24 protein-coding genes are annotated in these 22,836 nt (G+C 70.9%); 10 read left to right on the top strand and 14 right to left on the bottom strand.

Going from position 1 to position 22,836, the window contains the following annotated elements; all coding sequences use genetic code 11:
- The first annotated feature begins 11 nt into the window (after window positions 1-11).
- Window positions 12-1,883 (top strand): anthranilate synthase family protein, encoded by a 1,872-nt coding sequence (locus GL325_RS14935; RefSeq protein ID WP_187770053.1) that lies wholly within the window; start codon window positions 12-14, stop codon window positions 1,881-1,883.
- A gap of 7 nt (window positions 1,884-1,890) precedes the next feature.
- Here the strand turns inward: GL325_RS14935 and tatC are convergent, their stop codons facing one another.
- On the bottom strand, window positions 1,891-2,637 hold the full coding sequence (tatC, locus tag GL325_RS14930) for a twin-arginine translocase subunit TatC (protein ID WP_187770052.1): 747 nt from the start codon (window positions 2,635-2,637) through the stop codon (window positions 1,891-1,893).
- Window positions 2,638-2,710: 73 nt separating this feature from the next.
- A complete protein-coding gene (locus tag GL325_RS14925; RefSeq protein WP_187770051.1) occupies window positions 2,711-2,944 on the bottom strand; it encodes a twin-arginine translocase TatA/TatE family subunit in 234 nt (77 codons plus the stop codon).
- A 148-nt stretch (window positions 2,945-3,092) separates the two neighbouring features.
- Here GL325_RS14925 and GL325_RS14920 point away from each other — a divergent pair, with 148 nt between their 5' ends.
- The 3 genes from GL325_RS14920 to GL325_RS14910 all read left to right on the top strand — a co-directional run bounded on the left by GL325_RS14920 (window position 3,093) and on the right by GL325_RS14910 (window position 6,022).
- The gene (locus GL325_RS14920; protein WP_187770050.1) at window positions 3,093-3,326 is read left to right on the top strand and encodes a twin-arginine translocase TatA/TatE family subunit; all 234 of its coding nucleotides are present in this window, start codon (window positions 3,093-3,095) and stop codon (window positions 3,324-3,326) included.
- A 357-nt stretch (window positions 3,327-3,683) separates the two neighbouring features.
- Complete coding sequence (locus GL325_RS14915; RefSeq protein WP_154597451.1) at window positions 3,684-5,276, top strand: flavin monoamine oxidase family protein; 1,593 nt, start codon at window positions 3,684-3,686, stop codon at window positions 5,274-5,276.
- A gap of 41 nt (window positions 5,277-5,317) precedes the next feature.
- Window positions 5,318-6,022 (top strand): Rid family hydrolase, encoded by a 705-nt coding sequence (locus GL325_RS14910; protein ID WP_154597452.1) that lies wholly within the window; start codon window positions 5,318-5,320, stop codon window positions 6,020-6,022.
- 77 nt (window positions 6,023-6,099) lie between these two features.
- Here GL325_RS14910 and GL325_RS14905 read toward each other — a convergent pair whose 3' ends face one another.
- From GL325_RS14905 to GL325_RS16040, 8 genes are all read right to left on the bottom strand, one after another.
- Window positions 6,100-7,494, bottom strand: coding sequence for a S1C family serine protease (locus GL325_RS14905; RefSeq protein ID WP_255499618.1), 1,395 nt, complete (start codon window positions 7,492-7,494; stop codon window positions 6,100-6,102).
- Between the two features lie 171 nt (window positions 7,495-7,665).
- A complete protein-coding gene (locus GL325_RS14900; protein ID WP_187770049.1) occupies window positions 7,666-9,069 on the bottom strand; it encodes a HAMP domain-containing sensor histidine kinase in 1,404 nt (467 codons plus the stop codon).
- Window positions 9,066-9,758: a response regulator transcription factor gene (locus tag GL325_RS14895; protein ID WP_154597454.1), complete on the bottom strand. Its 693-nt coding sequence runs from the start codon at window positions 9,756-9,758 to the stop codon at window positions 9,066-9,068. Before GL325_RS14895 ends, GL325_RS14900 begins: the two co-directional genes overlap by 4 nt.
- Before the next feature lie 15 nt (window positions 9,759-9,773).
- Complete coding sequence (locus GL325_RS14890; protein WP_154597455.1) at window positions 9,774-10,643, bottom strand: fructosamine kinase family protein; 870 nt, start codon at window positions 10,641-10,643, stop codon at window positions 9,774-9,776.
- Between the two features lie 9 nt (window positions 10,644-10,652).
- Window positions 10,653-11,288 (bottom strand): GNAT family N-acetyltransferase, encoded by a 636-nt coding sequence (locus tag GL325_RS14885; RefSeq protein ID WP_255956235.1) that lies wholly within the window; start codon window positions 11,286-11,288, stop codon window positions 10,653-10,655.
- Window positions 11,285-11,764 carry a low molecular weight protein-tyrosine-phosphatase gene (locus GL325_RS14880; protein ID WP_187770048.1) on the bottom strand — a complete coding sequence of 160 codons (480 nt, stop codon included), beginning with the start codon at window positions 11,762-11,764 and terminating at the stop codon, window positions 11,285-11,287. Before GL325_RS14880 ends, GL325_RS14885 begins: the two co-directional genes overlap by 4 nt.
- A gap of 9 nt (window positions 11,765-11,773) precedes the next feature.
- Complete coding sequence (locus GL325_RS14875) at window positions 11,774-12,154, bottom strand: phage holin family protein (RefSeq protein WP_187770047.1); 381 nt, start codon at window positions 12,152-12,154, stop codon at window positions 11,774-11,776.
- Window positions 12,155-12,164: 10 nt separating this feature from the next.
- Complete coding sequence (locus GL325_RS16040; protein WP_154597458.1) at window positions 12,165-13,121, bottom strand: DMT family transporter; 957 nt, start codon at window positions 13,119-13,121, stop codon at window positions 12,165-12,167.
- A gap of 63 nt (window positions 13,122-13,184) precedes the next feature.
- On the opposite strand from GL325_RS16040, the gene GL325_RS14865 reads away from it, so the two are divergent.
- From GL325_RS14865 to GL325_RS14845, 5 genes are all read left to right on the top strand, one after another.
- Window positions 13,185-14,246 carry a histidinol-phosphate transaminase gene (locus tag GL325_RS14865; protein WP_187770046.1) on the top strand — a complete coding sequence of 354 codons (1,062 nt, stop codon included), beginning with the start codon at window positions 13,185-13,187 and terminating at the stop codon, window positions 14,244-14,246.
- A 111-nt stretch (window positions 14,247-14,357) separates the two neighbouring features.
- Window positions 14,358-15,392 carry a pyruvate dehydrogenase (acetyl-transferring) E1 component subunit alpha gene (gene pdhA, locus GL325_RS14860; protein WP_187770045.1) on the top strand — a complete coding sequence of 345 codons (1,035 nt, stop codon included), beginning with the start codon at window positions 14,358-14,360 and terminating at the stop codon, window positions 15,390-15,392.
- On the top strand, window positions 15,383-16,342 hold the full coding sequence (locus tag GL325_RS14855) for an alpha-ketoacid dehydrogenase subunit beta (RefSeq protein ID WP_187770044.1): 960 nt from the start codon (window positions 15,383-15,385) through the stop codon (window positions 16,340-16,342). The genes pdhA and GL325_RS14855 overlap by 10 nt, the downstream gene beginning before the upstream one ends.
- Window positions 16,342-17,547: a dihydrolipoamide acetyltransferase family protein gene (locus GL325_RS14850; protein ID WP_187770043.1), complete on the top strand. Its 1,206-nt coding sequence runs from the start codon at window positions 16,342-16,344 to the stop codon at window positions 17,545-17,547. The genes GL325_RS14855 and GL325_RS14850 overlap by 1 nt, the downstream gene beginning before the upstream one ends.
- Window positions 17,548-17,589: 42 nt before the next feature.
- Complete coding sequence (locus GL325_RS14845) at window positions 17,590-18,861, top strand: MFS transporter (protein ID WP_187770042.1); 1,272 nt, start codon at window positions 17,590-17,592, stop codon at window positions 18,859-18,861.
- A 101-nt stretch (window positions 18,862-18,962) separates the two neighbouring features.
- Here the strand turns inward: GL325_RS14845 and GL325_RS14840 are convergent, their stop codons facing one another.
- From GL325_RS14840 to GL325_RS14825, 4 genes are read right to left on the bottom strand one after another with little or no spacing between them, the layout of a single operon-like run.
- The gene (locus GL325_RS14840; RefSeq protein ID WP_187770041.1) at window positions 18,963-19,853 is read right to left on the bottom strand and encodes an oxidoreductase; all 891 of its coding nucleotides are present in this window, start codon (window positions 19,851-19,853) and stop codon (window positions 18,963-18,965) included.
- A gap of 13 nt (window positions 19,854-19,866) precedes the next feature.
- The gene (locus tag GL325_RS14835; protein ID WP_187770040.1) at window positions 19,867-20,655 is read right to left on the bottom strand and encodes a hypothetical protein; all 789 of its coding nucleotides are present in this window, start codon (window positions 20,653-20,655) and stop codon (window positions 19,867-19,869) included.
- Entirely contained in the window at window positions 20,655-21,422 is a 768-nt protein-coding gene (locus GL325_RS14830; protein WP_187770039.1) for a maleylpyruvate isomerase family mycothiol-dependent enzyme, read from the bottom strand. Before GL325_RS14830 ends, GL325_RS14835 begins: the two co-directional genes overlap by 1 nt.
- Window positions 21,415-21,924, bottom strand: a complete 510-nt coding sequence (locus GL325_RS14825) for a hypothetical protein (RefSeq protein ID WP_187770038.1) — start codon at window positions 21,922-21,924, stop codon at window positions 21,415-21,417. Before GL325_RS14825 ends, GL325_RS14830 begins: the two co-directional genes overlap by 8 nt.
- Window positions 21,925-22,178: 254 nt before the next feature.
- Here GL325_RS14825 and GL325_RS14820 point away from each other — a divergent pair.
- The coding region (locus GL325_RS14820) for a hypothetical protein (protein WP_187770037.1) at window positions 22,179-22,836 on the top strand (658 nt) is incomplete at its 3' end.

Here is a 22,836-nt window from a genome sequence, read left to right as displayed (position 1 = left end):
AGAAGACCACGATGACGCACCAGATGCTCGACGACCTGCTGGCCCAGCCGGCGTTCGCCCTGATCCGCGGGCGTGAGACCGATCGGGTCACGCTCATCGGCGGCCCGCGCCACGACGTCGAGAAGCTCGCCGAGGTCCCCCTCGCCGAGGGCCCCGGCCCGGCGTGGGACCACCTCGTGCTGGTGCCCTTCGCGCAGGTCGCCGAGCGCGGCTTCGAGGCACACCAGGACGGGACCCCGCTGTCGGTCATCGAGGCGCGGTTCAACCAGGACGTCGCCCTCGCCGATCTGCTCGAGGTGCTGCCGTCGGACCAGATCGAACTGGCCGACCGCGGTGGCTTCGAGACCTCGGACGAGGAGTATGCGGCGATGGCCCAGCGGATCATCGACGACGAGATCGGTCAGGGCGAGGGCGCCAACCTCGTCATCGGACGTCGCTATCGCGCGACCGTCGCCGACTGGGGCCACGCGGCGGCGTTGTCGGTCTTCCGTCGGCTGCTGGAGCGCGAGAGGGGGGCGTTCTGGACGTTCTGCATCTTCACCGGCGACCGCTACCTGATCGGGGCCAGCCCCGAGCGGCACGTCAGCCTCGACGCCGGACAGCTGCGGATGAACCCGATCAGCGGCACGTTCCGCATGCGCGGCCTCGAGACCCACGCCGACCGCAAGCGCGAGCTGCTGAGGTTCCTGTCCGACGAGAAGGAGATCTACGAGCTCTTCATGGTCGTCGACGAGGAGCTCAAGATGATGTGCGACCTCTGCCACGAGGGCGGCCTCGTGCTGGGGCCGTACCTCAAGCCGATGAGCCACCTCGTGCACACCGAGTACCTGCTGGCCGGTCGCACCGACCTCGATCCGCGCGACATCCTGCGCGACTCGATGTTCGCCGCCACGGTCACGGGCAGCCCGGTCGAGAACGCGTGTCGCCTGATCAAGCAGTACGAGCCGCAGGGTCGCGGCTACTACGCCAGCGTCGCGGCGCTGATGGGCCGCGACGAGCAGGGCGCCCCGCGCCTCGACGCCCCGATTCTGATCCGGACGGCCGACGTCGATCTGGACGGCCATCTCACCGTCGCGGCCGGTGCGACCCTCGTGCGCGACTCGGACGCCGAGTACGAGACGAAGGAGACCTGGGCGAAGGCCTCGGGCGTCCTGAGCGCCTTCGGCCTGGTCGAGTCCGCGCCCGAGCCGGTCGAGGGGTTCGACGCGTTCACCCGCGAGGACGACGTGCTCATCGCGCTGGGTTCGCGCAACCAGCGACTCAGCCAGTTCTGGCTGAGCGACCAGTCCGGCACGCCGCAGGTGCCTTCGCTTTCGGGCAAGCGCGTGGTCGTCCTGGACGGTGAGGACGACTTCGTCAACATGCTGTCGCACGTCTTCGGCGTCATGGGCATGACCACCGACATCGTCCGGCACGACGAGTGGACCGAGAGCGCCCTCGACGACCACGACCTCGTCGTGATCGGCCCCGGCCCCGGCGACCCGCGCGACGGCGACGACGCCAAGATCTCGGTGCTGCGCCGCGCCACCCGCCGGCTGTTGGACCGGGGCCAGCCGTTCCTGGCGATCTGCCTGGGTCACCAGACGCTGTGCGACGCGCTGGGGCTGGACCTGGTCTACAAGGACATCGTCTTCCAGGGAACGCAGAGCGCGCTGCCGGTGCTGGGCCGCACCGAGACGGTGGGGTTCTACAACACCTTCGTCGGCCGGGTCCCCGAGGCGGGCCTGCCCGAGGGCGTCACGGTCGAGACCGACCCGGAGACGGGCGACATCCACCTCGTCGCCGGACCGCACTACCGCGGGATCCAGTTCCACGCCGAGTCGATCCTGACGCAGAACGGCTACGGCATCCTGCGCGAGCTGACCGAGGCCCTGCTGGGTTGAGCGATGGTCAGGGCGCGGCGTCCGGCGTCACAGCGCCCCGGCGTTCGCGCACCCTGACGATCACCTCGGCCACGCCGTACAGCACGACCATCGGCGTGGCGAGCAGCGCCATCGTGACCGGGTCGACCGTGGGGGTGGCGATTCCCGCGAACGCGAAGATGCCGGTGATGATCCACGGTCGGGCATGCACGAGTTGGGGTCCGTTGATCATCCCGAGGCGGTGCAGCATCACGATGACGACCGGCAACTGCGCAGCGACGGCGAAGACCAACATGATGCGCAAGGAGAAGTCCAGGTAGTCCGCCCCGGTGAGCAGGGACTCGGCGTTCTGGGGGACGAACCCGACGAGGAACTCGATGGCACGCGGCAGGATCAGGTAGCCGAACCAGGCGCCGGCGAGGAACAGCGGCGTGCAGACGGCGCTGAGGGTGAGCGCCGCGCGCTTCTCGCCGTGGTGCAGCGCGGGCACGACGTAGGCCCACACCTGCCAGATCCACCACGGGCTGGACAGCACGAATCCCGCGACGATCGAGACCTTCAGCTGGAACTGGAACGCGCCGCCGATCCCGGTGAAGACGAGAGTGGTGTCGATGCCCCGCTCGGCGAGGACGGGCTTGACCTCGGCATACGGGGCCACGAGCCAGGTGAAGATCGGCTCGAACAAGAGCCAGGCGACAGCGGTTCCGAGGGCCATCGCGACGACGGCCCTGACCGAGCGTCGGCGCAACTCGCGCAGATGGTCGGTGAAGGTCATCGCCGCACCGGGCCGGCTCGCGGCCGTGCGGCGCCGGAGCTTGGACCGGAGCGTGCCGACGGTGGACAAGGGTTCAGGAACGCGGGTTGGTCGGCTCGGCGACGACCTCGGTCGCGATCGGATCGACGTCCGACGTCGGCCGGGAGTCGGCCTCAGCCGTCAGCTCGTCGGGTTGGGTGACCTCGGACTTGAAGATGCGCAGGGCCTGTCCGGTGCCGCGGGCCAGCTCGGGGAGCTTGCGTCCGCCGAAGAGCAGGACCACGACGCCGACGATCATGAGCAGTTCGGTGGGGCCGAGATGAGGCATGGTTCTCCATCCGTGGTGGGTGTGCCCTCATCACGCTAGCCAGCACCCCAGATGGCGGGTTTCACCGTCGAGACGATCGCGTGAAACCTGTGTTTCCCGGCCGATTCCGCCTTGCGGCCGGACCAGCGGGGCGTGTTAGCGTCGCGGCATGTTCGGACTCGGCCCGCTGGAGCTCGCGTTGCTCGCCTTCGTGGCGCTCGTGGTCTTCGGCCCTGAGCGGTTGCCGCAAATGGCCCGCACGGCCGGCCGCACGATCCGCGAGCTCCGTGAGCATTCGCAGCGGCTGCGCGACGACCTGGAGTCCCAGATCGACCTGGATCTGAAGGCCGATCTCGACCTCGACGAGTACTTCTCGACCGACGAGGACGCCCAGCGCCGCTGACCGTCACGGGCCGCGGTCCGGCGCGGCCGGGCGCCCGCGGTCCGTCCCCTCTCCGCCAGCCGGCGACGCGTTCGGCCGCTGCCCGCGACCGATCCGGTGACGTGCCCCGATGACGTTGGTGTTTCGACGCGGATGCGCTCGAGACGGTCACCTGCTGGCCGTCGCCTCGATGTTTTCCTTGGGATCCGAGGCTGTCGGAGGTCCCGGCGTCTGCCGTCGCCGGAGTAAGTGACTGTTTACCTCAGCGGCATCCACGAGTGCCGTGGCCGAAACGGCCCCTCCATAACTTCCTGTTCGTCCGGTGGATGTTCTCGGGCGACCGTTCGCAGTCACAGACCTTGGTCCAGGAGGAAACACATGCAACAAACTCGGAGGGACTTTCTTCAGAAGGTGGGCGTCGCCGGTGGCGCCGGAGTCATGCTCCACACGATGGGCTCGCTGGGAATGACCTCGGCCGCCCAGGCCAACACCCCTCCGTTCAACCCGCTCAAGCCGGGGTCGCTGGGGCGTCACGGTCGCAAGAGCGTCGTGATTCTCGGCGCTGGCGTTGCGGGCCTCACCGCTGCGTACGAGCTGCTCAAGGGCGGCTACGACGTCACGGTGCTGGAGGCCAACGAGCGGCCCGGTGGCCGCGCCTGGACCGTCCAGGGTGGAGACAAGGTGACGGACACCGTCGGTCAGACCCAGCGCGCCGGATTCAGTCGGGGCCAGTGGATGAACGCTGGTGCGGGGCGCCTACCGCAGCACCACGTCACGGTCGACTACTGCCGCGAACTGGGGGTCGAGCTCGAGACGTTCGTCAACCAGAACGCCCACGGCTACCTGTGGCGCTCGGGGGATCACGGGTTGTCGGGCCAGGCGATCAGGCACCGCGAGGCCAAGGCCGACACGTACGGCTACGTGGCCGAGCTGCTGGCCAAGGCGACCGACCAGGGTGCGCTCGACCAGTACGTGACGACCGAGGACAAGGAACGCATCATCTCCTTCGCCCGCAGTTTCGGATCGATCGGTCCCAAGGTGCCCGGCGACCCGGCCGCGAGCTTCAAGTACACCGGCAGCGGCCGGCGCGGCTACTCGGTCGAGCCCGGTGTCACCGCCGGTACGCCGACCGAGCCGTTCAGCCTCTCCGACGTGTTCGCCAGTGGGATCGGCAACTACTTCTCTTTCGAGAGCGGCTGGGACCAGGCGATGCAGATGCTTCACCCCAAGGGCGGCATGCAGGCGATCTCCGAGGCGTTCGTCCGCGCCATCGGCCGGCACCGGGTCAAGTTCGGCGCGCCGGCCCTGTCGCTGCAGAACACGGCCAAGGGGGTCGAGGTCGTCTATCAACAGGGTCAGTCCAAGCGCAAGATCGAGGCGGACTTCGCGATCTGCACCGTCCCGCCGCAGATCGCGGCGAAGATCCCCAGCAACCTGCCGACGGAGGTCATCACCGCGCTCCAGGCGCCGACGGTCACCAACGCGGGCAAGATCGGCATCGAGTACTCCCGCCGGTGGTGGGAGCTCGATCACCAGATCTACGGCGGCATCACCAACGCGAACAACGAGCTCGGGAACATGTGGTACCCCAGCTCGGGGTTCCACAGCAAGCGCGGCGTGATGGTCGGTTACTACAACACCGGATCGAGCGCCAACACCTACGGCGCGCTGACACCGAAGCAGCGGCTGGCCAAGGCGCTGGAGCAGGGTGCGGAGATCCACGGCCAGGCCTACAAGCAGAACGTCGCCTCGGCATTCAGTGTCAACTGGTCGACCGTCAAGCACATCGAAGGAGCCTGGGTCGGCTGGCGGTCGCGCACCGACGGCCACTACGACCGTCTGGTCGCCCCGACGAAGAACGTCTACTTCGCCGGTGACTGGCTCTCCCACACCATCGCCTGGCAGCACGGCGGCATCGTGTCGGCCCGTGAGGTCGTCGAGCAGATCCATCAGCGGGTCACGTCCCGATGACGTCGCCCCGTCCTTCCCGCTCCACCATCCAGAGGAGAACCATGTCCACACGCAAGATCGGGTTCATCGCCGCCGTGATGGCGATCGTGCTCGTCCCGGGCACCGCCGTTGTCGCCGCATCAGTCAAGCCCGACCCGCCCAAGCCCGGAACGACGTCCTCCGTCCTGCCCGAGGGCTCCGACAACCCGCAGATCGCGAACGGCGTCGCGATCGGCAAGGACACGCCGACCTACAAGTCCAGTGGGCTCGGCCCGTCGGGTTTGAACTCGGCGGCACCTGCTGGAACCCCGGAGCGCTACATCGACACGGCCATCTTCCCCGGCGGGGTGTTGCCCGAGGGTGTGACGGTCACCGAGGCGCAGGCGATCAACGTCATGCGGCGCATCGGTGAGAATCTGCAGGCCCAGGGCCTGGACTTCGACGACGTCTACGCGATGCGCGTGTTCGTCGCGTCGCCCGACGGCTCGACCGCGGACTTCAACGGATTCAACCGCGGCTACCGTCAGTACTTCGCGAACACCTCGGTGTCGACCGGCAAGGCGATCGACGTGCGCCTGGGCACCGCTCCGGCTGCTCCTCCCTTCGTCGCGACGGCGGCACGTCCGTCGCGGTTCATGGTGCAGGTCGCGAACCTGCCGGTCGCCGGCTGGTTGGTCGAGGTCGAGGTCGATGCCGCCTACCCGAAGGAGGCGAAGCGCAAGCCCCGGTTCAAGCGCCACGGGCACCTGTGGGGTCGCTGGTGGTGATCCGCCGGTCCTGACCAGCGAAAGAGGCGGGCCCCGTCACCGATCGGTGACGGGGCCCGCCTCGTGCTGCGATTGGCTCAGTCCTGGGCCTTCGCGGCCGCGCCGTTGTCGCTGCCGAGCTTGACCGAGATGTTGCGGGTCTTGCCGTCGCGCAGCACGGTCAGGTCGATCGTGTCGCCCGGCCGGTAGCCGCGGACCGTGGCGACCAGGGCACCGTTGCTCGAGATCGGGTTGCCGTCGACCTTGGTGACGATGTCCCCGGCCTTGAGCCCGGCCTTCTCGCCCGCGCTGCCGGCGCTGACCTCGCTGATCTCGGCGCCGGTCGTCGTCACCTGGTCCTCGCTGGTGGCGTTGCTGACCTGGACGCCGATCTGGGCGTGCTCGACGGTCTTGCCGTCGAGGATCTGCGAGGCGACGCTGTTGACCAGGTTGATCGGGATCGCGAAGCCCAGGCCGACGGAGCCGTTGCCGTTGCCGCCGGTGTTGATGGCCGAGTTGATGCCGATGACGTTGCCCTGGATGTCGACCAGCGGGCCGCCGGAGTTGCCGGGGTTGATCGCCGCGTCGGTCTGGATCGCGGGGAACGTCGTGGTCGTGCCACCCGAGCCCGAGCCGTCGCCGGGAGAGACCGGCCGGTTGAGCGCGGAGACGATGCCGGTGGTGACGGTCGACTCCAGGCCGAACGGCGAACCGATGGCCACGACGGTCTGGCCGACCTTGACGTCCTTGGAGTTGCCCAGGGTCGCGGTGGGCAGGTCGTCGACGTCCTCGGCCTGGATGACGGCCACGTCGGTGGCGACGTCCCGGCCCACGATGCGGGCCTTGGCGTTGGTGCCGTCGTTGAAGGCGACGGTGATGGAGCCTCCGTCGGCGGCCGCCTCGATGACGTGGTTGTTCGTCAAGATGGTGCCGTTCTCGCTGATGACGACGCCGGTTCCGGTGCCGGACTCGCCACTGCCGGTGACGTTGATCTTGACCGTGGCGGGCAGGACGGCCTCGGCCGCGGCCATGACGTCGCTGGTGGTCTGCGACGACGAGACCGGCTTGTCGAGGGTCGTGCCGGTGTTGCTGGTGACGGGGCCGTCGTCCTCCATCGCCGCGTAGATGGCGGCACCGCCGGCGGCGGAGGCGCCGGCCAGCAGCACGACACCCGTGGCGGCGGCGACCAGGCGGCCGGCGCGGCGCTTCTTGCGCGGCTGCGGTGCGACGGGGGCGGGGCCCTGGGGGCCGCCGTTGCCGGGACCCTGGGGGCCGCCGGGGCCGCCGCCGAACGCGACGGTCGGCTCGGACATGGCCACGGTGGGCTCGTGGTCGGTGGTGGGGGAATGGGTCGGGAGATCGCCGGTCGGCGCGTCCTGCGCGCGCGGCTCGGAGAAGGGCCAGCCACCGGACGCGCCGGTGGGCTGCGACTCCTGAGGTGCCGTCGGCGGGACGTACGGACGGTCGGCGTACGGATCACGCTGGTCTGTCATGGTTACACCTTCCTGCGGTGACCTGAGAATCACTTGTGAACACGCTGGGGACCATCCCAGAAGGCAGGCGCGGGGCGCAGAGCCGGGGGAGCAGTGGGCTCCCACCCATTGCCTCACGGGGCCCCGGCGCGAGCAACCTCAGGGGTTGGCCGCTCGCCGTCGTCGGGGCGCTCACTCCTCGTCCAACGGCACACGGAACGTGAAGGTGGCCCCGTGGCCGAACTCGGAGTCGACGTCGACCGATCCGCCGTGGCGATCGGCGGCGCGCTTGACGATGGCCAGCCCCAGCCCCGAGCCGGGCAGGGTTCGTGCCTCGGTCGAGCGGTAGAAGCGGTCGAACACGTGCGGCAGGTCCTCGGGGGCGATGCCCGGGCCCTCGTCGGCCACGGTGACGGTGCCGCGGCTGAGGCGCACCCGGACGGTGCCGCCCGGCGGACTCCACTTCACGGCGTTGTCCAGCAGGTTCGTGACGGCGCGCTCCAGCAACCGGCTGTCGCCAAGGATCCAGGACGAGTCCAGCAGCACGTCGAACGTGACGGTGCTGGCGCGCAGCTGCACGCGGTCGACGGCGCGCTGGACGACCTCGGCCAGGTCGAGGGGCTCGGGGTCGCGGTGCAGCGGCTCGTCACGGGCCAGCTCGGTCAGGTCGCTGACGAGGGTGGTCAGCTCGTCGAGCTGGGCGCCGATGTCGTCGAGCAGCTCGCGGTGGGCGGCGGGGTCGAGCCGGCGATCGGACTGGCCGCTGGCCTGGCGGAGCAGGTCGACGTTGGTCCGCAGGCTGGTCAGCGGCGTGCGCAGCTCGTGGCCCGCGTCGGCGATGAGCTGGCGCTCGCGGCGCTGGGTGTCGTCCAGGGCCAGCAGCATGGCGTTGAACGAGCGGGTCAGGCGCGCCAGCTCGTCCTCCTTGCCGCCGACGTCGATCGGCGTGAGGTCGCGGGTCGCCGCGACCCGCTCCGTGGCCGCCGTGAGCCGGCGGACCGGGCGCAGGCCGTTGCCGGCCACCGCCCACCCGGCGACACCGGCCAGGATCATGCCCGAGAGCGTCGAGAGGGTCAGCACGACCCGCAGTCGCTCCAGCGCGCGCCGGGTCGACTCCATCGACTGGGCCAGCACGAAGGCCTGTCCGGGACCGGCCTGCACGGCGACGACGCGGTAGGTGACGCCGTCGACGTGCGCGGTGCGGGCGGAGTGGTCGACCAGCCCGAGGGCGACCTCCCGCTCGCGGTTGTCGTAGGGGAACGCGTCGGCCGAGTGCACGAGGAACTCGCCGCCGCCGCTGCGGATGGTCAGCAGTTGGATGCCGGCGATGGCCAGCAGGTTCGCCTCGTTGACGGTCAGGTTGCGAGGGGTGTAGCCGGCCTCGACCGCCTGGTTGGCGCGCTTGAGCATCGAGTCGTCCAGGGCGCCGATGATCTCCTGGCGCACGAGCACGAAGACGCTGATGCTGATGATCGTCAGGACGGCGGCCACGGCGGCGGTCGTCAGCAGCGCGACGCGCCCGGCCAGTGACAGCCGGGTGGTGATCGGCTCGAACAGGGTGTGCGCCCGCGCGTGGATCTTCTCCAACACCGTCACGGGGGTGTCTCCCGCAGCACGTAGCCGACCCCGCGCACGGTGTGCAGCAGGCGGGTCTCGCCCTCGGCCTCGAGCTTGCGGCGCACGTACCCGACGTAGACCTCGAGGGAGTTCGCGGTCGTGGGGAAGTCGAAGCCCCACACCTCCTCGAGGATGAACGACCGCTCCAGCACGCGCTTGGGACGCTGCATGAACAGCTCCAGCAGGGCGAACTCCGTCCGCGTCAGCGAGATGGGTCGCTCGCCGCGGCGCACCTCGCGGGTGACGGGGTCGAGGGTGAGGTCGGCGAACGTGAGCGCGGGCTCGTCGTCGAGCTCCTCGCGCGACCGGACGACGCGGCGCAGCAGCGCCCGGACCCGCGCGAGCAGCTCCTCGAGCGCGAACGGCTTGCTCAGGTAGTCGTCGGCGCCGGCGTCCAGACCGTCGACCCGGTCGCTGACGGCGTCGCGGGCGGTCAGCACGAGGATCGGCACGTCGTTGCCCGCGGCCCGCAGGGCGCGGGTGGCGTCCAGACCGCCGAGGCGAGGCATCATCACGTCCATCACGATGGCGTCCGGGGCGGACTGGGCGACCTTCGCCAATGCCTCGGCGCCGTCGGCGGCCACGTCCACCGCATAGCCGTTGAACTCCAGCGAACGCCGCAGCGAGTCACGTACCGCGCGGTCGTCGTCGACGATGAGGATCCGCATGCTCCGCCTCCGCTCCTACGACTTGCCGTCGAGCAGGCTCTGGGCCGCCGCGGCGGCACGGGGACCGTAGGCCCCGCCGAACATGACGGCGTGGACGAGCAGGGGGTGCAGCTGGTGCAGCGGCACCCGGTCCATCCAGCCCTCCTGCAGGGGAGCGGCCTCGTTGTAGGCGTCCAGGATCCGCTGCAGGTGCGGGGCGCCGAACAGGGCCAGCATCGCCAGGTCCGTCTCGCGGTGCCCGCCGTGGACAGCCGGGTCGATGAGGCGGACGCCGTCGGCGGACCAGACCAGGTTGCCCGACCACAGGTCGCCGTGCAGCAGGGCCGGCGGCTCCGGATCGGCGGTGAGCGAGGGCAGCTGCTTCATGACCTTCTCGATGGTCGCGGCCTGCTCCAGCGAGAGGGCGCCACGATCGACGGCGGCCTTCACGTACGGCATGACGCGCCGGCTGGCGTAGAACTCCTCCCACGTGGGCAGCGGCCGGTTCGGCAGCGGAGCCAGCCCGACGTAGCCGTCGTGGTCGGCGCCGAAGCCGCCGGTGCCTGCGGCGTGGGTGGCGGCCAGTCCCCGGCCCAGGCCCTCGGCCAGGTCGGCGGACGGCTTGGCCGGCTCGATCCAGTCCAGGATGATGCACTCGTCGTTGGCTGCGAGGACCTCGGGGACGGGGGCGCCGCCGGCCGCGCCCAGTCGGCGCAGGCCCTCGGCCTCGGTGGTGAAGAAGCGCGGCGGCGCCTGGGGCCGGGTCTTGATGACGGCGCTGCGTCCGTCCGTGAGCCGCAACCGTGTCGTCGTGCAGATGTCACCGCCGGCCACGGAGGTCGTCGAGACCACCGCGACGTCCAACAGCGACTCCGCCAGTGCAGCGGTTCCAGCCATACGTGCCATGCCTGAAACCTACCGGCTCGGCGCCAGCGGCGAGGTCACAGTGGTCACTGCTGCCCCGCACCTCCGGGGGGGTTCCGCGGCCGCCTGCTCCTCGGCGGTCGCGGGCTCGGACGCCGCCGCGAGGACGTGGAAGAGCAGGTGGTCCTGCCAGCGGCCGGCGATCCTCAGGTAGTCCGGCGCGACGGCGAAGGGCGCGAACCCCGCGTGACGGAGGACCATCTGCGACGCCACGTTGTGCAACAGCGTCTCGGCCTGGAGCCGGTGCAGGCCCAGCGTCGCGAACGCGTGGTCGACCGCCTCCCGCGCGGCGCGGGTCGCCAGGCCGCGCCCGTTGAGGTCCTCGCGGACCCAGTAGCCCATCGCCGCCGACTGGAACGCGCCGCGGGTGACGCCGCTGAGCGTGAGCCGGCCCGCTATGCCACCGTCGGGCCCGCTGATGACGAAGGGGACCATCCGCCCCGCCTCGTGCTCCGCGAGGTCGCGCTCGATGCCGGCGCGCTGGCTCTCGGGGGCGAAGAACGCGTCGTCGCGCAGCGGCTCCCACGGCGCGAGGAATGCGCGGTTCCTCGACCACACGGCGGCGAGCTCCTCGGCGTCGTCGGGCGTGACCAGTCGCAGGATCTCGCCGGAGGGTCGGGGCGTCACGAGGCGTCGGAGAGGTACCGGACGATCCCGTCGGTGGTGCGCTCGACCATCCTCAGCACCTCGTCGAAGCCCTCGGGGCCGCCGTACCAGGGGTCGGGGACCTCGGCGTCCGGCGTGTCCGCCTCAGGGTCGAACGAGCGGTACATCCGGACCTTGGCGCGGTCCTCGTCGCTGCGGGCGAGGGCCAGGACGTCGGCGTGGTTGCTGGCGTCCATGGTCAGGATGAGGTCCTGCTCGCCGAACCAGTCCGGGGTGAAGTTCCGGGCACGGTGGCGCGTGGCGTCGTACCCGGCGGCGGTCAGGGTGGCCGCGGCGCGCTCGTCCATCGGCTGGCCGACGTGCCAGTCGCCGGTGCCCGAGGACGTGACGACGACGTCGTCGATCCCGGCGTCGGCCAGGCGTTGTTCGAGGACGACGTGGGCCATGGGGGAGCGGCAGATGTTGCCCAAGCAGACCAGTGCGATGCGGCGGGTCATGGACTCCACTCAGTCCGAGATGATCGCGGACAGGATCGACTGGCAGATCGACACCACGATCGCCGCCAGGACCGCCCACCAGAAGCCGTCGAGGACGAACTCGACGCCGAACTGCGAGCTGATCCACTCGGTCAGCAGCAACAGCAGGGCGTTGATGACGACCAGCAGCAGGCCCAGGGTCAACACGATGAACGGCAGCGAGATCAGCTTGACGATCGTGCCGACGATCTCGTGGACGATGGTGAAGACCAGGCCGACGGCGGCCAGGGCGAGGACGCGGTTCAGCGTCGTCTCGCCTTCCACGCCGATGCTCATGTGACTGCCGAGGATGAGGGCGGACAGTCCGAGCGCAAGGCTGCTGACGAACCAGGTGGACAGGAAGCGTTCCATGCCCCACACCCTAGAGCGTCGGAGGCAGTTCGTCGTCCGGCGTGTGACGGGCGGTCTGGGCCAGCACGATGCCGCCGATCACGGCGGCGACGCCTGCCGTCTGGACCGGGGACAGCGACTCGGCGAACCAGACCCAGCCCACGATGACCGCCACGACCGGCTCGAGCATCGCGATGACGGACGCCTTCGCGCTGGACAGGTCGCGCAGGGAGGCGAGGTAGAGGAAGAACGGGACGACCGTGCCCGTCACGACCACCGACGTCATCGCCAGCCACGCGGGGACGGTCAGGTGGTCGAGCCGGCCCAGCATGGACGCCGTCGTGCCCAGTGCGCTCGTGCCCTCCCAGCCGCCGAGCACGTTCATGACGATGGCGCCGATCCCGAAGGACCACACGACGGTCTGCAGGGCCGAGAGCGGCTCGGCGGACGTGGCGGTCAACTCCTCGCCGATCAGGAAGTAGGCCGCGAAGCACACCGCCGCGGTCAGCGCCACGAGCACGCCGATCCCGTCCAGCTCGAGGCCGCCCCAGACCTGCCCGACGAGGGCGAGCCCGACCAGCGCCAGGGCGATCGCCGGCCACACCCGGGGGTGGACCCGTTCGTGCCGCACGAACCGCGCCCACAGCACGACCAGGACCGGCGCGAGGTACTCCAGCAGCAGGGCCACACCGATGGGCAGGCGGACGATGGCGATGTTGTAGGTCCACTGCACGAAGGCGACGCCGACGACGCCCAGCGCCAGCACCAGCAGGAAGTCGCGTCCGCGCGGCCGGCGCAGCGCCGAGCGGTCGAAGGCCACGGCGATCGCGAAGAACACCAGCCAGGCGAAGGTGACGCGGATCGTCGTGTAGGTCGCCACCGGCAGGCCCGCCTCGATCGGGATGCGGGTGACCCCGGCATTGATCCCGAAGAAGACCGCGGCGGTGACGACGAGGACGAGCCCACGGCGCGGGTGGGGCTGTGACACCTGTCAAGTGTGGCACCAGACTGCGGCGGAAGAGGGGTGACTCCACGGTCGTACGCTCGGGGTATGTCCGAGCCTCGTCCCCGACCGGTCCTGGCCACGATCCCGGCGTATCGTCCGGGACTGCCCTCGACGAACGAAGAGCACAAGCTCTCCAGCAACGAGAACCCCTTCCCGCCGCTGCCCGGGGTCATCGAGGCCGCCGCCGTCGAGTTGGGCCGGATGAACCGTTACCCCGATCCGGGCGTGACGGCCCTCGGCGAGGTGCTGGCCGAGCGCGCGGGGCTCACCCCCGACCACTTCGCCTTCGGCACCGGCTCGGTGTCCGTGCTGTTCGCCCTCCTCGATGCCTGGTGTGGACCCGGCGACGAGGTCGTCTACCCGTGGCGCTCGTTCGAGGCCTACCCGATCGCGGTCGACCTGCCCGGCGCCACCTCCGTCCGGGTGCCGCTGACCGCCGACCACCGGCACGACCTGCCGGCCATGGCCGCGGCGATCACCGACCGCACCAAGGTCGTGCTCGTGTGCACGCCCAACAACCCGACCGGCACGACGGTCGGCGCCGAGGAGTTCCACGCCTTCATGGCGCAGGTGCCCGGGCACGTGGTCGTGGTCGTGGACGAGGCCTACCTGGAGTTCGTCCGCGATCCCGAGGCGCTCGCCGGCGCCGACGCGCTCGCGCGGTACTCCAACGTGGTCGTCCTGCGGACGTTCTCGAAGGCGTACGGTCTGTGCGGCCTGCGCGTCGGATACTCGATCGCCGCCCCGGCGATCACCGAGTCGATCCGCAAGGCCCTGCCGCCGTTCGGGGTCAGCGACGTGGCCCAGGCCGCCGCGCTCGCGTCGATCGAGGCCGAGGCCGAGCTCGCCGTGCGGGTCGCGTCCGTCGTCGACGAGCGCACCCGTGTCGTCGCGGCACTGCGGGAGCAGGGCTGGGACGTGCCCGACTCGCACGCCAACTTCGTGTGGCTGCCCCTGGGAGACCGCTCGGCCGAATTCGCCGAGCACGTTCGGCCGATCTCGGTGCGCCCGTTCCCCGAGGGAGTGCGCGTGTCGATCGGGACTCCGGAGATCAACACGACCTTCCTTGAGCGCGCCGCGACGTTCCTGCGGGAGACACCTGCCTGATAGCCTCGGAGCAGATGTGATGCCTGTCACATCGGTGCCCCACGACTCACCACCTCGAGTCAGGGGCACGTCCACAGGGCGGCGATCCCGCTCTCGGCACAGGAGGCAGTCATGGGCCTACCCATCTCCCAGACCCTGGCGCCCGACGGCCAGCTCGTCGCAGCGCACGACTTCACGACCGACGACCTGCGCGCGTTCCATCGCGACCTCGTCCTCGCCCGGCGCATCGACACCGAGGCGTTCGCACTGCAGCGGCACGGCGAGCTGGGTCTGTGGCCCCCGATGCTCGGCCAGGAGGCCGCCCAGATCGGCAGCGGCCGGGCCCTGGCCCCCGACGACTTCGTCTTCCCGTCCTACCGCGAGCACGCCGTCGCGTGGTGCCGTGGTCTCGACCCGGCCCTGTTGCTGGCCATCTTCCGCGGCACGAGCCTGGGTGGCTGGGACCCGGCCGACCACAACATCGCCCTGCCGGCGATCATCATCGGCGCCCAGACGCTGCACGCCGTCGGCTACGGCATCGGACTGACGCTCGAGGGCAAGGAGGACGCCGTCGTCGCGTACTTCGGCGACGGGGCCACCAGTCAGGGCGACACCAACGAGGCGTTCGCGTGGGCCGCGTCCTACAACGCCCCGGTCGTCTTCTTCTGCCAGAACAACCACTACGCGATCAGCGTCCCGCTCGAGCGGCAGACCCGGGTGCCGATCGCCCAGCGTGCCGACGGCTTCGGCTTCGAGGGCGTCCGCGTCGACGGCAACGACGTGCTGGCCGTCCACCAGGTCACCACCGAGGCGTTGGCGAAGGCCCGTGCCGGCGGTGGCCCGACCCTCGTCGAGGCGATCACGTACCGGATGGGCGCGCACACGACGTCCGACGACCCGAGCCGCTACCGCGACCCCCACGAGGCCGACGAGTGGGCCGAGCGCGACCCGCTCCAGCGACTGCGGTCGCTGCTCGAGCGGACCGACCCGGACTTCGTCGCGTTCGACGCCGCTGTGCAGACCGAGGCCGAGGAGCTGGGCGAGCACCTCCGGGAGGTGTGCGGCCGGCTGCCCGATCCCGATCTGGCCGAGCTCTTCGAGCACGTCTACGACCAGATCCCACCCGAGCTCGTCGCGCAGCGTGAGGAGGTCCGGTCATGGAGCTGAGCATCGGCAAGGCCCTCAACGCGGGCCTGCGCGCAGCGATGGAGAAGGATCCGAAGGTCCTGCTGCTGGGTGAGGACATCGGTCGGCTCGGAGGCGTCTTCCGCGTGACCGACGGCCTGCAGAAGGACTTCGGCGAGCAGCGGGTCATGGACACGCCCCTGGCGGAGTCGGCGATCGTCGGCGCCTCGGTGGGACTGGCCTACCGCGGGTTCCGTCCCGTGGTCGAGATCCAGTTCGACGGCTTCGTCTACCCGGCCTACGACCAGATCGTCAGCCAGGTGGCCCGGCTGCGTTTCCGCAGCGAGGGAGCGGTCGCGATGCCGATCGTCATCCGCATCCCGTACGGCGGCGGCATCGGCGCGGTCGAGCACCACTCCGAGAGCCCGGAGGCGCAGTTCGTCATGACGCCGGGCCTGACCGTCGTCTCCCCGTCCAACCCGCACGATGCGTTCTGGATGATCCAGCAGGCGATCGCCTCGGACGATCCGGTCGTGTTCCTCGAGCCCAAGCAGCGCTACTGGGACACCGGCGAGGTGGGCGACGAGCCCGGTCTCGGGCTGCACGAGAGTCGCGTCGTCCGCTCCGGCGACGGCGTGACGGTCGTCGGCTACGGACCGGTCGTGAAGACCTGCCTGGCGGCGGCGAACGAGTCCGACGTCCCGATGGAGGTCATCGACCTGCGCTCGCTGTCGCCGCTGGACCTCGGTCCGGTGTTCGAGTCGGTGCGTCGCACCGGACGCGCCGTGGTGGTGCACGAGGCGGCCCGCACCCTGGGCCTGGGCGCGGAGCTGGCGACCCGGATCACCCAGGAGTGCTTCTACTCGTTGGAGGCGCCCGTTCAGCGCGTCACCGGCTACGACCTGCCGTACCCGCCGTGCCGGGTCGAGCACGACCACCTGCCCAGCGTCGAGCGGATCCTCGACGCCGTGGCCGTCACGGGGGAGTTCTGATGAGCGCCGACAGCCCGCAGGTGTTCCGCCTGCCCGATGTGGGGGAGGGTCTCACCGAGGCCGAGATCGTGACGTGGCACGTCGCCGTGGGCGACGAGGTCAAGGTGAACGACCCGCTCGTCGACATCGAGACCGCGAAGTCGATCGTCGAGCTGCCCAGCCCGTTCGCCGGCAGCATCGGCGCGCTGCTCGTACAGGAGGGCGAGTCGGTCCAGGTCGGCACGGCGATCGTGCACATCGGCGGCGGCGGGGTGCCCCTGGCGGAGCCGCTGGCCGAGGCCCCGGCTGCGGAGGAGAGGCGCGAGGTCCTCGTCGGCTACGGCCCCAGCTCGGGTCGGCGCCGCACCCGCAACCGCGTCCGGAACGGCAGCGCCGGATTGTCACTGCGCGTGCTCGCCAAGCCGCCGGTGCGCAAGCTGGCCAAGGACCTCGGCATCGACCTGTCGAAGGTGCCGTCCCGCGGTGATGCCGTGACCCGCGCCGAGGTCGAGGAGTTCGCCCGGGTGATGTCCGGCACCGCCACGACGGCGGCTCCGGTCACGGGCGTCCGTCGGGCGACCGCCGAGGCGATGATCGCGTCCGTGCAGGTGCCGCAGGCGACCGAGTGGGTGACGGTGGACGTCTCGGCGACGGTCGAGCTCATCGACCGGCTCAAGGCCGACCGCCGCTTCGCGGACGTCAAGGTCTCCTCGACGCTGCTCACCGCGCGGGCGGTCTGCCTCGCGCTGGCGCGCACGCCGGACCTGCATGCCCGGTGGAACGAGTCCACGATCGAGCACCCGGCGTCGGTCGGCCTCGGCATCGCCGCCGCGACCGATCGCGGACTGGTCGTCCCGGTGGTGCGCGAGGCCGAGCGTCTGCCGCTGGTCGACCTCGGCCGGGCCATCGACGAACTCGTCGCGACGGCCCGGGCCGGCCGGATCCAGCCGGACCAGATGTCGGGTGGCACCTTCACCCTCACGAACGTCGGGGTCTTCGGGGTCGACGGCGGCACGCCGATCCTGCCGCCGGGGCAGTCCGGGATCCTTGCGCTGGGCCAGGTGGCACGTCGTCCGTGGGTCGTCGACGAGCAGGTCGTCCCGCGGTGGGTCACGACGCTCGCCGTCACGTTCGACCATCGCGTCGCCGACGGAGCACAGGCCTCCCGGTTCCTGGCCGACGTGGCGACGATCCTGCAGGACCCGGCGATGGCTCTCGCCTACTGATCCGGCGCGACGTCCCCGGTGACACGAACCTAGGATGGGTGGGTGAGCGTCCAGGAGCAGAATCACCGGGGCGCCTACCTCGTCTGGCTGGTCGGTCTGGCCGCCTACCTGCTCGCCGTCTTCCACCGCTCGTCCCTCGCGGTCGCCGGTCTGGTCGCCTCCGAGCGCTTCGACATCAGCGCCGCGCAGCTCTCGACCTTCGTCATGCTGCAGCTGCTGGTCTACGCCGGCATGCAGATCCCCGTGGGTCTGGCGGTCGACCGGTTCGGCCCGCGCGCGGTGATGCTGGCCGGCGCCGTCGTGCTGACCCTGTCGCAGGCGGCGTTCGCGTTCTCGGAGTCCTACGCGACCGCGCTGGCGGCGCGCTTCTTCGTCGGCATGGGCGACGCCATGACCTTCGTCTGCCTGCTGCGCCTGGTGAACGCCTGGTTCTCGCCGGGGAAGGTCCCGCAGATCACGCTGCTGACCGGTCCGATCGGCCAGCTCGGCGCGATCATCGCGGCCGTCCCGATGACCTGGGCCCTGAGCCAGCTGGGCTGGACGAAGGCCTATCTGCTCGCCGCGGGCTTCGGTCTGGTCATCACGGTCGCCGTGCTCGCGTTCGTCCGCGATGAGCCGAAGGCGCGCTCGGTGCGCGGCGCCGCGCTGTCATGGACCAACATCCGCACGTCCCTCGGCGCCTCGTGGGAGCACCCGGGCACCCGGCTGGGCTTCTGGATGCACTTCGTGACCCAGTTCAGCTCGACGGTGCTGGGGCTGCTGTGGGGCTACCCGTTCTTCGTGCGCGGTGAGCACACCTCCGAGACGTTCGCCGGCACGCTGCTGACCCTCATGGTCGTCGCGGTCATGATCGCCGGGCCCGTGCTGGGCCGGCTCATCGGCAACCATCCGTGGCACCGGTCGACGATCGTCCTGACGATCGTCTCGGCGATCGTGGTGGTCTGGACGGCCGTGCTGGCGTGGCCCGGCGACGCTCCGGGGTGGCTGCTGGTCGTGATGGTGATCGTCGTGGGCGTCGGCGGACCGGCCTCGATGATCGGCTTCGACCTCGTGCGCACGTCCAACCCGATCGACCGGCTGTCGACCGCGACGGGCATCGTCAACCAGGCGGGGTTCCTCGCCAGTCTCATCACGGTCATCGCCGTCGGCGTGATCCTCGACGCCACCGGCCAGAACTTCAAGGCCGCGATGAGCTTCCAGTACGTGCTCTGGGCCCTCGGGTTGCTGCAGGTCTGGCGCTACCGCGTGAAGACCCGCGCCCGCATGCTCCGCGACGACCCGGGCCGCTGGGCCCGCCACGCGCGGATCGGCTGACCCACCCCGTCCCGCCCAGTCCCGAGATTTGCTCCCATTTCCACCTTTGAGACCGGTTGAAAGGTGGAAAAGAGAGCAAATCTCGGGACGGGGGGAGGCGCTCAGGCCACGTCGAAGACGACGCCGGTGGCCGTCTCGCTGGCCGACCACACCTCGGCCGCCAATTCGGGATCACGCGCGGCCGGTGTCATGCCGACCAACCGGGGTCGGCCGCGGGTCTGGCGGAAGCCGTCCGGGCCCAGGTACTCGCCGCCGGTCAGCTCCGGGTCGGTGGCCGCGCGCAGCGAGGGCCACGCCCCGGCGCGGGCCGGCTGGGTGAACGCGGTCGAGAGGCTGTGCAGCGCGATGCCGCCGGGCTTGGTCAGGTTCGTCGAACTGAGGCCCGGGTGCGCGGCCACGGAGACGACGTCGAGCCCGGCTGCCTTGACCCGGCGATCGAGCTCCTTCATGTACAGCAGGTTCGCCAGCTTGGACTCGGCGTACGAGCGCCACTTCTTGTAGCGGCGGGGGTCGCCCTTCGGCTCCAGCGAGCGCAGGTCGATGCCCTTGGTCATCGAGTGGGCCAGCGACGAGACCGTCACGATGCGGGTGCCTCCCTCGCGCAGCAGCGGCCAGAGGGTGGCGTTCCACGCGAAGTGGCCGAGGTGGTTCGTCGCGATCTGCAGCTCGAAGCCGTCCATCGTGCGGGTGAACGGCGGGATCATCACGCCGGCGTTGTTCACGACGATGTCGAAGCCACGGCCCGCGTCGACCACGCCCTGGGCGGCGGCGATCGTGCCGGGCAGGTCCGCCAGGTCGAGCGTGACGACCTTGACGTCACCGAGCTCGGCGACCGTGGCGGCGGCCTTGCGATCGTCGCGTGCGGTGATGACCACCTCGGCGCCGTGGCGCAGCAGCTCGCGCGCCGTCTCGGTGCCGATCCCGCTCGTGGCCCCGGTGACCAGGGCGCGGCGGCCCGTCAGGTCACCGATCGCGGACGTGTCCCAACCCATGTTCTCTCCGATCTCAGCGAGGCAGGACCGCGAACCACGGCACCGGCCATCCGCCGAGGCTGAACCTACCGGCGGCGAACTCGTCGCGCGCGACACGAACCATCTGGCCGGCGCTCGGCTCGTACACCTCGAGGTCGTGGCCGGCCGCGCGCACCGCCAGCACCACATGGGCCGGACGGAGGTCGTTGCCCACGTAGAGCGGTGCCGTGTGGCCCGCCTCGACCGCTGCCATGAGCCGATCGAACTCCGTGCCGAGATCCTCCGGGTCCAGCGTGCGGGCCGTGTATCGGGCGCCGGGCACGCCGGAGCCGCCGTCGCCGGTCATCTGCCGTGCGGCACCCCACGGCGAGGTGCCGACCATGCGCAGCCACGGCCACTGCAGGTCGCCGTCGTGGTCCCGCAGGCCGGTCACCCGGCGGTGCATCGCGAGCACCTCGGACCGCCACCGATCCGCAGCGGTGGACGAGTCCGTGCGATCGCTGTGCGGGTCGTGGCCGGTCGCCATCCACAGGGCGTACGGGCGGTCGTGCACCAGGCGCGAGACGACCAGGGCGGCCGCCCCGCACGACAGCTGGTCGGGCTGGCGGAAGTCGCGAGGATGCGTGGTGGGGTCGAGGGCTCGTCGCTCGGCGACGGACAGCTGCGAGACGTGGGCCTCGAGTCGGCCGATCACCTCGGGTGGCCAGGTGGCGGCGGTCGCGGGTCCGCGCTCACGCGCTGCCGCAGGCCGCTGCCACCGAGCGAGCCCGCGCCGCGCCAGGCGCACGACCGCCCGGACGGGGACCGCGGGCCGCACGCGCATCAGGGCGTGACGGCCATCGACGCCAGGACGCGCCCGGCCAGCTCCTCGTCACCCTGGACCTCGACGGTCACTGCGTCGGGACCACGGCGGCCGGCGCCCAGCACCGTGAACGTCTCGGTGTCCATGGTCAGGGTCGCCGTCGGTGCGGCGTCGGTCGGTCGGGCTCGGCCGTCCTCGCCGACGCCGATCGTGGCGTCCACCGGGACCGGGCCGGTGACGACCCAACGGACGACGCTGCCGACAGGGGCCTTCGCGCGCCGACCCAGGATGAAGGGAAGTGCGGCCGCGAACGTCGCCGTGGTGACGTGGGCGCCGATGTCGCCGAGGCCGCCCGGGAGGCCCACCGCGCGGCGGATGTCCTGCTCGTGGGTCCACAGGTCGATGGCCCGGTTCCGCAGCGCCACCTCCCACGTCCACTCCACGCCCGCCGGGGTGTTGACCGCGAGGGCTTGGGGATCGGGCAGGTCGGCCAGCGCCTCGGCGCGCCGCTCGACCAGGTCGGTGAGGTCCTTCTTGAGCTGCTCCACGGGGACGTCGCGCAGGGCGGCGACGCCGGCGTCGGTGTAGTCGCCCGGCACGGCCGAACCGCCGATCGGCGTGGTCTCGCCCTCGACCATGACGCGCTCCAGATGCACCAGGTGCGCCAGCACGTCCTTCGCGGTCCATCCGGGCAGGTCCGTCGGGACGTCCCAGTCGTCGGGCTCGAGCGCCAGCACGGCGGCGACGGACTGACGCCAGGCGTCGAGGTAGGGGGACAGATCAGTCATGGGCCAACATCCTGCGGGTTCGAGCGGTCAGGGTGGCTCCGGCCAGCCCCAGTCCCGCGATGAAGCCGGTCCAGGCGATCGCCTGTCCGGTGCCGACCCGGCTCGAGAGGTCCACCAGGGCGGTGCCGTAGCGAGCGGTGTCGGTCTGCCCGTCCTTCGGCTTGCAGACGATCCGGGTCTGGTCGGGGGCGTCGGACACCACCCCCAGGAGGTGCCAGCGGCTGCCGTCACTGTCGACCACGATGTCGACCGTGGCCGGAGGCACCGGCGTGCGCTTCTTGCCGGATCGGGCGACGCACCTGATGTCACGTTCGGCCTGTGGCAGGTCGGTCAGGACGGCGAGGTCGTCCTCGCCGCTGGACGCGACAGGCTGTCCCACCGGGACGACCTCGGCCGAGCGCAACGGATCCCACGCCGAGGCGGCGAACGCGGTACCGGCGACCCACGCGAGCGCCGCGATCAGCGCCGCGACGAGGTACCAACGCCGTCGGGTCAGGTGCACCTCGTCAGCCTAGAGGGCCGCCGCCGCGATCTCGTTGAGGCTGGGTCGGAACTCCGCGCTTGGTAGCGTTCGCGCCCATGAGTCGCCGACGGACGTTTTCGCGTGTCGCCAGCGTGTGGGGAGCGGCCGCGATCTCGCTGATCCTCGGAGCGTGCACGGGACCGGGCGCCGGCCCCGCGTCGTCGGTCGCGTCGTCGTCGAGGGAGTCCGCCGCGCCGACATCCCGGCATGTGGTGGAGATGGAAGGCGAACGGGTGAGGACGTTCTTTGTGCCGACGCTCGCGGAGTTCGCGCACCGGGCCTCCGTCACGAACGTCATCGAGGGCACGGTCACCGCGACTCGCCCGCTGGTGACCCAGCCCGCGAACGTCGTCGAGACGATCCTGACCGTGGACGTCACTCGGCAGCGGGACGATTCGCGGCCGACGACCGTCGAGGTCCGCGAACAGGGTGGTCTGGTCCAGGTCTCCCAGGTCCGCTCGGACTTCGAGGGCAAGCTCGGCCGAGAACTGGAACCGGGCGAGCTTGACGAGTGGGTCGACTTCCGGTCCGACGGCGTGGAGCACGCCGGGGTTGGCGAGCAGGTGCTGATCGTCGTCGGACCGGACTCCACCCGGGGCGCAGACGCCTACGTCGGTCTGGCACGGCTGAAGGGTTCGAGGGGCGGCAACTACGCGTGGCCGGGCCGCAGCCCCAACCCGAGTTGGGAGACCTCGGTCGACGCCGACGCACTGCTGAGCCCGCCGGCAGGACCGTCGCTCGTCCCCGTCCTACCCCCTCCACTTTTGGAACTGGATCCACGTTCCACCGGCCGATCGACGTGGATCCGGTTCCAAAAGTGGAGCCGGGGTCGGGGTGAGGGAGGTCCCCCACGCACGAGCGGCGGGGCCCCCCCCCGGGGGCGCCCCCCGC

It is taken from the genome of Aeromicrobium sp. 636, assembly GCF_024433585.1.
Lineage (GTDB): Bacteria > Actinomycetota > Actinomycetes > Propionibacteriales > Nocardioidaceae > Aeromicrobium > Aeromicrobium senzhongii.
The sequence above is the reverse complement of the archived record's forward strand: the minus strand, read 5'-3'. Positions and strand labels throughout refer to the sequence as shown.